Here is a 10,731-nt window from a genome sequence, read left to right on the forward strand (position 1 = left end):
CTGCAAATAAAAACATACCTGAAATCAGCCGCTGGTGCTTTTTTTTTCAAATTTGTTGATTTCTACCCACAGTTATCCCTGAAGAGCCAAATTATCTGGCCCAACCTCAAGCTTGCTGCCATCAGAAAATAGGATTGCATCAACGTATTTATAGTCAGAACCTTCTTGAGAAAAATGAGATAATACTCGCAGGGTGTCATTTGTACCATTTATGGAGATGACAAGGTCGTCAGCCTCCCGCTGAGTAGTAATATCATTTATTGTTAAATCGCCTAGCATTCGAATTACATCGTAACGCCCCTCTGTGCGATCATAATTATTGATACGGTCTTCACCATAACCCAGCCCAAAACGATACTCGTCGTTACCATTTCCCCCAATTAATAAATCGTTTCCAGCTCGACCATCAAGAACATCATTACCATTCATGCCTTCTATCTGATCATTGGTTTCAAGACCAATTAACTCATTGTCATTAGCATTCCCTCTTATCTCATCGGAATATAAACGGAAAATATCACTGTTACCATCGAGTAACCTATCACCATAACTAAACGAACTATTAACTATCTCAGTTACTAACGCCGCTGCTTCAGCACTGAAATTACCCGCTTCATCTGACTGATTGAAACGATATACAGCCGTTCTTAGATTATCGAGATTACGAGCATCATATACATTCACTCCCCTCACTGCTTGAATAAAATCTTGCAGCAAATCAGGAGCAGAAGAAGGGTGGTCTTCAGCATATTGATAAAAGTCATCCACGACATTTGTGAAATCCCCCAACCAAACACCAGATCCAGATTCTTCTGACCAACTTACTTCTTTAAAGAAAGGATTCAAATAGCTATCAGCTGCCATTTGATAAAAAATGCTATCAACTAAACTGGCAAAAATTTCATTGTACATTCTGGCATACTGCCAGCCACCTCCGACTGCATCAGGAACTTCATAACCATAAAATGATTCGAGTGCACCAACCTTACGGGTATCCATCGGTGCTCTACCGTGGCGTTGATATCCTCCTGTTTGACCAGTCCAGGCAAAGATAATAGGTTCCATAAGAGCCTGTCTCTGGCCTCTAGTATCGGCAGTCACAAACTGTTCAACCAGCTTTTTCAACTCTCCGCTTTCATCTCTGGCCATCGCCTGATGTAAAGAGTGAGTCGTACCAAAACCTTTTGCATCTGGAAGTAAAAGTGCAACATCAAATGGAACATCAACCAGAATTTCTTTGGTATCAGTAGGGTTTCGATCAAACCAGATATCATTCATGGCCAGAACTTTACCGTCATCTGCCGTATAGTTACCGACTTGCCGGTGTTCGTTGCGAGCGTCATCTGTAAATGATTGGCTGCTATAATTAGTAGACAGTGATTCAACCCCAGCCTCTTCTAAAGTCAGTAACTCACCTTTGTCTGTGATGCCATTCTGATTAAGGTCACGGAAGACTCGAAGATCCGAGAAACGTTCATCACTGGCATTAACCAGTCCATCGCCATTTGAGTCCAGTTCAGCCAGTGCGGCAAAGCCATTGGCTGCCTGGCTGCCATCGGAAAGCAAAGTGGAGTTACCAAACAGCTCCTGGCCATCATTGATCAGGCCATCACCATTACGATCCAGCGCCAGTAATCCATCATCAGCCCCAATAAAACCGGAACGCTCCTTGAAGCCATCACCGTCGTGGTCAAAATAAATACCTGACGACTGACCGACAGTTTCCAATCCGTCGCCATCAAGATCGAGAGCCAAAGGAGAAGCTGGAGTTGGACCAGGGGCTTCTGGTGGGGGAGGAGGGGGGATGTCTTCCGATTCTCCATTCGGGGGATAGGGCTTGCCATCCATGGTATATCTATTTCCATTAAGATCGGTAATTACAATAGTACCATTTGGCAAGATTTCGCCTGTGCCAATAATGTTTTTTTGCGGCCCAGTAGGGTCAAGTGGATTTTCAGGTCTGTCCTCAGAATAATCGTACTCCATTAGAAGGCCTTCGGGCGTTAACCAATATTGTTTATTGCCTTCTATCCTGAGCAGTAAGTTTGAATCAGGGGTAGTGCTATCTCCAGGGCCTTCACCTGGATCTGTACCTTCTCCTGGGCCTGTACCTTCTCCTGGGCCTGTACCTTCTCCTGGGCCTGTACCTTCTCCTGGGCCTGTACCTTCTCCTGGATCTGTACCTTCTCCTGGGCCTGTACCTTCTCCTGGACCTGTACCTTCTCCTGGGCCTGTACCTTCTCCTGGGCCTGTACCTTCTCCTGGACCTGTACCTTCTTCTGGATTCGTTCCACCCCCTGGGCCTGTCCCTACAGTTTCATCTTGCTCTTCTTCAATCGTGGAAAGCACAATACCCAACTGACCCGGATCAAAGTTCTCTATCGTCAAGGAGCCATTGACAACCAGATTTGATCCATCGAGAACATAGGTATGCCCTCCACCATAAAAAACATTTTCTGGTGAGTCTTTTTGTCGGGTTCCACCAAAAAGAGTCTTGCCATTAAAATTGACAACCCCATTACCATCAGAGTCGTTTATGACATCATTATCTCTGACAACATAAGTATCAAACCCCTGGCCACCTTCCAGAATATCCCGGTCATTATCATTTCCACCGTCGAGGTAGTCGTTACCAATGTCGTCCGTCAGAACATCTTGTCCCTCAAGACCACGTAGGGAATTATTACCACTACCACCAATGATAATATTATCAAGTTCGTTTCCTACACCTGTCGTATCAGACGCACCTGTTAACTCCAGATCTTCCACATAGTCTTGTAGAGTGTGGCTTACCGATGCTTTTACAAGGTCATCTCCACCATTTTGCCCATTACCAATTTCAACAGTCAGGTCATCAAAATTGTCTACATGGTATACATCATCGCCACCCAGACCGAGCATGGTGTCAGCGCCCTGACCACCATTTAGCTCATCTTCACCATAGCTGCCAACAAGAAAGTCATCCTCAGCTCCTGAAATGATATTGCTACCATCTTCACCCGCAATAACCACTGCTGAGCCATCACCAGAGACATCAATAGTCACTGTACCTGTCGAAGAATAGACTGCTAGAGTTTTGGCCTTTTTAATATGACTCTCAATATCTCCTATTCTACCTTCTACAAGGTTTAATTCAGGCCTTTCTTTCAAACCCTCTGTAATAAAACTGACAAATTGTGACTGCTGATCGAATTCATCTTCTTCAGGAATTTTAGACAGATCAAATTTTAAGTTACCGCCTTGATTTATTAAAAAACCATCGATATCTTTTTGAGTTAAACTTTCATTAAAGTAATAGAATTCAAAAACAACTTTAGTCAGTGAGTTATCCAAGCTGCTTAGATAAGCAGTATCTGGAATTTTTCTTACCAGCTCAATTTGTTCTGAAAAAGAATTCAGAACACTGACTGAACTATCATGTAAGTCATTATTAATAAGCTTATTTAAAAAGTCTTTTGACCCACCATCCTCTGTAGTGTTTCTTGCATAGAGATCCTTATCAAAAATCATATTAAGAACTTCAGGATTGTTGTAGAGCATCTGCTCAAATTTTGATGAGCGTTCAGCCGCAAGAAGCAAGCTCATTGAGTGCAGAGTGTAACCATCTATTCCATTCAGGTTTGACTCTTCAGCGACAACATTGAGTTCTTTTTTATCACCTGTAATGACAGGCATACTCTCATTAACCAGTAAATCATCAATAAACTCACCCTTGACTACTACTGAGCTAACATTTTGCTCCCTATCATAAAACAAACCATCCTGATAATTTTCCCGGTAGTGTTCTTCAAAAGTGCCATCACCATTAAACTCTGAATAGGCTGTATTTAAATGCTCCCAATATTCATTGTATGCAGGGTCACTACTGATGTAACCAGAATTTACCATATACTCATGAAGTTGAAGCATAGCCTGCTGGGAGTAAGCAGAATTTTCAAAGTTCGCAGGATCAAAAACCTGTGCAGGCTTATCAAACAGTACAGCCATCAAAGACGCCAGACCACCACCCAATGAGTGGCCGGTAAACGAGATATTTGCGTTCGGGTATTTTACCTTGGTTGCAAAATACAAATCAACGGCCTGCTCTAGCTGCTGACTATAAGCTCCCGTTGCCAGTGGCGCATTTGCAACAATCGTATCATTGAGAACATTATCGGTACCCGAGAAGGCAATAACAACTTTCGTTCCATTCGTATAAACAGCTCCGGTGAAATCGCTTTCTTCATCAATTACCCTTTTCCCATCCATTTGCCAGCCATCTTGCAAAACAATGGTATTCGACTCATTTGTTTTATATACATGCAAAGCAAGTTGTGCATAAACGCTAGTTTCTATTGTCATTATTTCACTTCCTTGTTAATAGTATTTCATGGGTTACTGCTTATAATTCACAACCACCTCGTGAATACGGCTTATCGGTGACACACCGATAATGTGGTGCACCTCTAGGCCTTTTTAACCATCGTTCCTTTTTCTTTTTCATAGACAGGTTTCTTTCACCACTGTATCTGACTCTCACCAACATATTGGGTGATGTTCTCTGTTCGATATATTTCATGGATATAGGATAAGGAATCCATTCGCCCAGTTCATAACGGAATTCTATGTACTTATATTTTGGATCGGGTAGGCCAAGCAGAGTCGCTCTTCTAGGGCCATCCGTCGTATACCAGGTAGCAATCACAAACCACTGACCAGATTCTGGATTTTTGTCAAAAACAACAGGTAAGAAGCTGGAACTCCACTCTTTTGGCTTATCAGATATATCATCATCTATGATACTCAAGGTCATATTCTTGACCTCTATAAATCCAGTTCCTGCAATTTGCCCCCCTTTTTTTAAATAGGCAGCCCTTTTTACCCACACCACTTCACCAGTTGACAAAGCCACTTCTTCCTTCCATGAAAAATGATTCTCACCATCCCAGTCGACATACCAGTAAACCGCTAATATCATTAAGACGAAGAAGGAAAACACTTTATGTTTTTTAATAAAAAGCCAAAGCTTTTTACTCAACCCAGAAAAAATTTCATCATTCCATTTCATTTCATCCTCTCAAAGCTAGCGCTCCCTGATACTCTCGTGCTTAAACCTCAAAAGCGGACTCAAAAAATACTCAATCAAACGACGCTGCCCAGTTTTAATTTCCACAGCCACACTCATACCCGGCGATAAATTCACTTTCCGGTTTTCCACCTGCATCCAGTCTTTTTCAATCTGGACATTAGCCATATATCTAAAACCCAGTTTTTCATCGGGCACAGCATCGTTGGACACATTCATTAACTCCCCACCAATCAGGCCATACTTGGTAAAGTTAAAGGTATCGATTTTCACTTCTGCTTTCAGGCCTTCCTGAACAAAACCAATGTCCTTATTCAGTACCCAGGCTTCCACTTCCATCTTTGCTTCTTTAGGGACGATCTGCATCAAGGCTTGTGCCGGTTGAACCACGCCGCCGATAGTATGAATCTGTAACTGTTGTACGGTGCCGTCTATGGGGGATGTGATGAGCTGCTGTTCATGGAGTTCTTGTGCCTTAATGCTTTCCTGCTCAAGGCTGGTGAGTTGCAGTCGAAGCTCTTCCTGCTGGCCCAGGCTTTCCCGCCGTTTTTGAGCGTGAAGACTGAGCAGCTGGTTCTGAACTTCTTCCTGCTCGGCAATCAATTGCTGTACTGCCGCTTTTTGTGCCTTGATATCTTCTTCCAGCTCTATACGTTGCTGTTCCAGTTCAAGGTATTGCACTTTTGATCCGTAGTTCTTTTTATACAGGCCTTCCAGCGCCTGAGTGCGCTCTTCAATAATAGGCAGGACTCGTTGCAGTTTGGTGACAATGGCTTCTATTGTTCGCTGTTCTGCCTTTTTGCTCTTGAGCTGGCTTTTCAGTGTTTCGGATGCTGATACATAGTCTTCTATTTGCTGCTGTAAGAGCTGTTCTTCAAACTCAACATTGATGTCGCTTTCTTCCTGCTTGAGATAAGTATCCAGTTTCAGTTGTGCTGGTTTCGAATAATTATCGATATCAAGATAATCAATAAAAGCTTCCTGCCTGGCCAGTTGTAATGAAAAAGCAGAGATCTGTTTACTTAACCTGACCAGCTCGGCTTCAGTCACAACACCTACCAGTGAAATCAGAGGGGCACCCACCTCAACATCATCGCCTTCGCGAACATGAATGTTCTGAACTTCACCGATCACCATAGGCTGAATGGTTTTTACCCGCTCACCGGGGACTATTTTTCCCTGAGCCGTGGCGACAATATCGATCTTGCCAAAACACGCCCAGACGACAGCAATAGTGAATAGCAGAACAATGACCTTTACGATGACTCTGCTGGCCGGATTGGCTGGAGTTTCTTCCACTTCCAGTGCAGCGGGCAAAAACTGACGACGGGTGCTGTGTAATGCCTCAGTGTTTTCCGTTTTGGATAACAGGGCTTTGGTAGCATGATCAAAGAACGATTTAACCATTACACAGCCTCCCTCAGCCCATGCTGATGAGCATTCAGGCGGGCATAATGACCACCTTGTTTGACCAGCTGATCGTGAGGCCCCTCCTCAACAATTCTCCCTTTGTCCATTGTGATAATGCGATCAGCATCACGCACAGTAGAAAGTCGGTGAGCGATGATAAACACCGTACGCCCCTGACTGATTCGCTTCATATTCTGCTGGATGATATGTTCTGACTCATAATCCAGCGCACTGGTGGCTTCATCGAATATCAGAATTCTCGGATTGGTCAGGAGTGCTCTGGCAATAGCAATACGTTGCTTTTGACCACCAGACAGAGAACTGCCTTGTTCACCTACCTGTGTATCATAACCTTCAGGCAACTCCAGAATAAAGTCATGAGCGCCTGACAGTTTTGCTGCAGCCATCACACGTTCTATTGAGGCTCCCGGTTCAGCCAGAGCAATATTGTCTCGAACTGATCGGTTGAAGAGAAAGTTTTCCTGAAGCACAACGCCTACCTGCCTTCGTAACCAGGCAGGTTCAACCAGAGCCAAATCAACACCATCGACCAATACACGACCAGACTCTGGTACATACAAACGTTGCACCAGTTTTGTCAGCGTACTTTTTCCTGAGCCGGATCGACCAACAATGCCAATCACCTCTCCTGGCTTTACTTCAAGCGATACACCATGGAGTACTGCTGGACGATCCGGCTGATATCGAAAGGTGACGTGTTCAAATTCAACGAAACCCTTTAATGCAGGCAGCGTTGTTCGGTTTGGATCGTGTCCCGGCTCTGTGGGTGTATTCAGAACATCCCCCAAACGCTGAACCGAAATCCCCGCCTGCTGAAAGTCCTGCCACAGCTGAACCAGCTTCAAAATAGGTGCGCTTACGCGACCGGCAATCATATTAAAGGCGATCAACATACCGACGGAAAGGTCACCATTAATAACCAGCGTGGCTCCCACCCAAAGAATCAGTACCGTCACCACTTTATTGATGAGCCCTGCCGTCTGGCTGGCAATATTGCCCAGATTCATGGATCTGAAAGAAGCGGAAACATAAGCCGCCAGCTGATCTTCCCAATGTCTCTGCATCTGGGGTTCAACCGCTGTGCTTTTAATGGTTTCTATACCAGTGACGGATTCCACCAGAAAGGACTGGTTTTCAGCACCGCGTTTGAACTTCTCATTTAAGCGAGCCCGAAGAATAGGCGTTACTATTAACGAGAGAATAATATAGAAGGGAATCGAACCTAACACGATCCACGTCAGCGTCGGGCTGTAGAAATACATGACGACAAAGAAAATGACCGTGAACAATAAATCAATACAAAGCGTCAGGGCTGAGCCGGTAATAAATTCACGAATGGTATCCAGCTCACGAACACGGGCAACGGTATCACCGACACGGCGAGCCTGAAAAAAAGCAACGGGTAGACGCAATAGGTGACTGAAGAGCCTGGAACCAAGAACCACATCGACCCTGTTGGTAGTATGGCTGAATACATAATTCCGCAAGCCATTCAGCACAACATCAAAAATCGACAGAACCAGCAACCCGAAGGCGAGTACGTCAAGTGTCGTTAAAGCCTGATTAACCAGAACTTTATCTATGATGACCTGAAAGAAAAGTGGGGTAATCAGTGCAAAGAGCTGGATAAAAAACGACGCCAGCAGTACTTCATAGAGCATTTTTTTATGCTTGAGTATGGCGGGAATAAACCAGCTGAAATCAAATTTTGAAAGACTGTCCGGCAGCAGGGAACGTTTGGTAAAAAGAAATAATTCACCAGAAAAAATAGTTTGAAAGTCATCCAGCTCCAATGCCTCAGGCTGGCAACTCGTAGGCTTCTGAATCAGAATCTTGTCATCATTACAACGGGCAACAATGAAATAGCTACCATCCTTATCAAGTGCGATAGCAGGTAATGGCAACTCTTGCAGTTTCTCCGGGGCAACCTGAGTTCTTCTGACTTTCAGCTTAAGATGTTTGGAGATACGGAGAAGATCAACAGGATCAACCACACCTTCAGTGTAGCCTATTAAATGCTTGACCTGTTCTGGTTGAGCTGCCAGCCCGTGAAAACGAGCCATCATCACCAGGCAGGTGATCGCAGAGTCCGAAGTTCCTACTGCAGACATCAAGAATTCCTGTTCATTATTTGATAAATCAGCCGGTGTCCATGGCCGAGCAGATGAAAGGTAATGCTTTATCCTGCATATCTGCGTTGTCATTTTTAATATGAAAAGTATTTAATAGTCAAGTGACGTTTTTTACAAAATTTGGTTTTGGTTTATGATTATTTTTACGAAATCCAAAGCTGTTATCCCACATTGTTTTGCAGGAAGTAGATGGGGGACATTAGTCCCTTTGGCTGGCAACCACCGATAAAGTGTTGGAATAGAAACACCGAGATTTTCGGCAACCTCCTTTGCAGGAAGGCCGTTCGACAGAAGTTTTTTTGCAGCATCTATTTTAGAGTCTGTCATCTGCCGTTTTCTCCCGCCAACTCTACCACGTTGCTTGGCAATTTCTAAACCTGCTCGAGTTCGCTCCACAATCAGTTCCCGTTCCATCTGGGCAAGGCTTGCCATGACGTGAAAGAAGAATCGACCTGCAGTTGTTGAAGTATCAATATTGTCGGTAAGACTCACAAAGTGACAATCCTGCTGTTCAAGCTCATTGATCAAAGTGATTAGATTTGTGGCACTTCTCCCAAGGCGATCCAGCTTCCAGACAATCAAGGTATCACCATCCCGTAACACTTCAAATGCGAGCTTCAATCCTTCACGGTTACTTTGTGTTCCGCTGACTTTATCTTCGTATATTTTGTTACAACCAGCTGCTAGCTAATAGTGCTTCACGCTGCAGTGATAAATCCTGATCTTTTGTAGATACTCTTGCATAGCCGATTTTCATATCAGCCTCCCTTGATCATCTCAGCAAAACCTGACCACTGTTCAACCCTGAAAGCTCTGATATCTCTAACAGATGCGGGAAACCAGGAAAGAGATTTCAGGGCTGTGATCGCACGGAAGAGGTTAGCCATGTCCTCATCGTCTGTCACATAAAGACTACCCTGAACTCTCCTGAATCCAAGACTGGAAAGGGTAGAACCAATCTCAATATAAGCCTGTGGCACAACCTTTCGGTTGATTCTTTTCTGTCTGCAACAATTAAGTCAAAAGCAATAGCGAGCATCAGTGAGCAACCGGATCGTTTTTGATATTTGAGTATCTGTATTCAGTTTCTTCTCCCGACTCAGGGATCTGAATCAGGACAATCCAGTCATCCTGGTCAACCGGCTGATAGGTTCAAGAATTTTATACGCAGGTCCCAGTTTGCCAAACTGCCGATATTGACCGATGAGTTTAGGTTCAGGGAATCGATCCCCGATGAAATAGACTGGATCAATGGTCAGGTAAAAAAGCCTCTGCATCGCCAAGTACTTTTGACCATGCTGAAGATGTTTCAGCATTTGGGCTATCACACAGGTTTTGATGACCTACCTGATGGATACATTCAATATTACGGCAAGATAACAAAGAGTCGGAGTTCTGGTGAAGAAGTCAGAAAACACAGGGACTCTTCCGTAAGAAGTATTTATCTGAGCCTGCTGAGAGATCGCTTCAAAGTAAAACCCGCTGGCAGGAATATCATCATACAGCGGGCCTATGAGTCAGCAAAAAGCAAACACCACCTGGCGGATATCATCAATGAAGTTCTCGAAAATCTGATTAAGGACTCTTATGAGCTTCCTACCTTTGATGCACTTGCTCGGGTCGCAAGTGACCAGCGCCGAAGGGTCAATAAAGAACTCTACAGCAATTACCTCGATTCTCTTGATGAAAAGTCCAAACTGGTTCTCTCATCATTACTGGATGAAGAATCATGGGAAAAGCTGAAAAAAGAACCTGGAAAGCTGACGACAAAAAACACAACCAATACGCTGGGTGTGTTGAGCTGGCTTCGCAAGCAGCAGGCAGGTCTACCCAACTTGCCGGATATCACACCTGACAAATACCGGGACTTGCAGTTGGAAGCCCGCGCTCTGGATCGTTCGGAAATGGCACGATTGAGAAAGGGTAAGCAAGAGCTGCTGTTGACGATCCTACTCCGTTACCGACTTTCCCGCACCCTTGATGATGCGGCTGATTTACTGATCAAACTGATGCGGCGTATGCACACTCGGGCAGACAAGAAGCTGAAGGAATGGCTGAAAAATAAAACGAAACAGCAGGAGCAGCTTATCGGGCAGCTGAAGG

General features: G+C 44.4%; 5 protein-coding genes and 2 pseudogenes. 1 reads left to right on the forward strand and 6 read right to left on the reverse strand.

Annotated elements, in window-relative coordinates:
* Positions 1–72: 72 nt before the first annotated feature.
* The 6 genes and pseudogenes from ACO6VE_RS22920 to ACO6VE_RS22945 form a co-directional block, all read right to left on the reverse strand.
* On the reverse strand, positions 73–4,341 hold the full coding sequence (locus tag ACO6VE_RS22920; protein WP_422463671.1) for a calcium-binding protein: 4,269 nt from the start codon (positions 4,339–4,341) through the stop codon (positions 73–75).
* Positions 4,342–4,381: 40 nt separating this feature from the next.
* A complete protein-coding gene (locus ACO6VE_RS22925; RefSeq protein WP_422463673.1) occupies positions 4,382–5,047 on the reverse strand; it encodes a hypothetical protein in 666 nt (221 codons plus the stop codon).
* 15 nt (positions 5,048–5,062) lie between these two features.
* Complete coding sequence (locus tag ACO6VE_RS22930; RefSeq protein WP_422463675.1) at positions 5,063–6,472, reverse strand: HlyD family type I secretion periplasmic adaptor subunit; 1,410 nt, start codon at positions 6,470–6,472, stop codon at positions 5,063–5,065.
* Entirely contained in the window at positions 6,472–8,607 is a 2,136-nt protein-coding gene (locus tag ACO6VE_RS22935) for a type I secretion system permease/ATPase (protein ID WP_422463677.1), read from the reverse strand. Before ACO6VE_RS22935 ends, ACO6VE_RS22930 begins: the two co-directional genes overlap by 1 nt.
* A 132-nt stretch (positions 8,608–8,739) precedes the next feature.
* Positions 8,740–9,385: pseudogene (locus ACO6VE_RS22940) on the reverse strand (recombinase family protein).
* 281 nt (positions 9,386–9,666) lie between these two features.
* Positions 9,667–9,759, reverse strand: a pseudogene (locus tag ACO6VE_RS22945) (DUF5397 family protein); the annotation flags it as partial.
* Positions 9,760–9,917: 158 nt separating this feature from the next.
* Between ACO6VE_RS22945 and ACO6VE_RS22950 the strand changes: the two are divergent.
* A partial coding sequence (locus tag ACO6VE_RS22950; protein WP_422463679.1) for a DUF4158 domain-containing protein occupies positions 9,918–10,731 on the forward strand: 814 nt, incomplete at its 3' end.

Source organism: Endozoicomonas sp. ALB115 (assembly GCF_049310245.1).
Classification (GTDB): Bacteria; Pseudomonadota; Gammaproteobacteria; order Pseudomonadales; family Endozoicomonadaceae; genus Endozoicomonas.